We start from the raw sequence: 620 nt of genomic DNA, 5'->3' as shown, positions 1-620 counted from the left end.
AGTCAGTCTGTCAATTCAAGTTATTACCAAGCAGTAGAACAAAAATTCAAACCATATATTTTTTCAAAAGAAAATCTTAAAAAACTCCTATGTGTTACTGACAAATTACCAAAAGCCAATCGAAGCAATCACCATACAATTGTTTATCCTGTACTAATAAGGATATTGATCGGAACCGGCATGAGGATATCCGAAGTATTAGCATTAAAGGTTTCTGATATCGATTGCCAACAAGGGATTATCAAAGTAACCAACAGCAAAAATAACGTTTCGAGACTAATCCCACTATCTGACAGTCTAATCAAAGCAGTCAATAACTATTTGGATAATATAATAGATCAACCAGGAGACTCATCGCTATTTATTTCACCATACACTCAAAAAGCATACTCATACGATGCAGTAAAATACATGTTTCAAAAAATTTGTAAATTGGCTGGTATTTATACTGAAGATAATAAACTACCAAATATTCATTCTTTACGACATACGTTTTGTACTTACAGTTTAGAACAAATGTTGGAAAATGGAATGGATATATATTCTGCAATACCTATATTAGCTGCATATGTTGGCCATGTAAATTTGATAGATACCGAACGATATATCCATTTTACAAA

The 620-nt window shown here is 31.8% G+C and carries 1 protein-coding gene; it reads left to right on the top strand.

All coding sequences use genetic code 11. The annotated features are described in order from the left end of the window. A partial coding sequence (locus ACYQ2O_RS12655) for a tyrosine-type recombinase/integrase (RefSeq protein WP_459796761.1) occupies positions 1-620 on the top strand: 620 nt, incomplete at both ends.

The sequence above is a fragment of the Alkalibacterium sp. m-11 genome (assembly GCF_054658155.1).
This window is presented reverse-complemented; position numbering and strand designations above follow the sequence as displayed.